The sequence below is a fragment of the Klebsiella sp. 141251 genome (genome assembly GCF_050600725.1).
GTDB classification, from domain to species: domain Bacteria; phylum Pseudomonadota; class Gammaproteobacteria; order Enterobacterales; family Enterobacteriaceae; genus Klebsiella; species Klebsiella aerogenes.
On record NZ_JAQIRG010000048.1, the window covers coordinates 1 to 233 of the forward strand.

Annotated in this window: 1 pseudogene; it reads left to right on the forward strand. The window is 67.8% G+C overall.

Annotated features, from left to right (window positions below):
* Positions 1–233: pseudogene (locus tag PGR09_RS24600) on the forward strand (sodium-extruding oxaloacetate decarboxylase subunit alpha); the annotation flags it as partial.

The following is a 233-nucleotide window of genomic DNA, read 5'->3' on the forward strand; positions in this document are numbered from 1 at the left end:
CTGAAAGGCGAATACGGCCACACCCCGGCGCCGGTTAACGCCGCCCTGCAGGCGCGGGTGCTCGACGGCGCCGACGCCGTCACCTGCCGCCCGGCCGACCTGCTGAAGCCTGAGCTGGCGGAGCTTGAAGCCGACGTCAAACGCCAGGCGCAGGAGAAGGGCATCACGCTTGCCGAAAACGCCATCGACGACGTGCTCACCGTGGCGCTGTTCCCGCAAATCGGCCTGAAGTT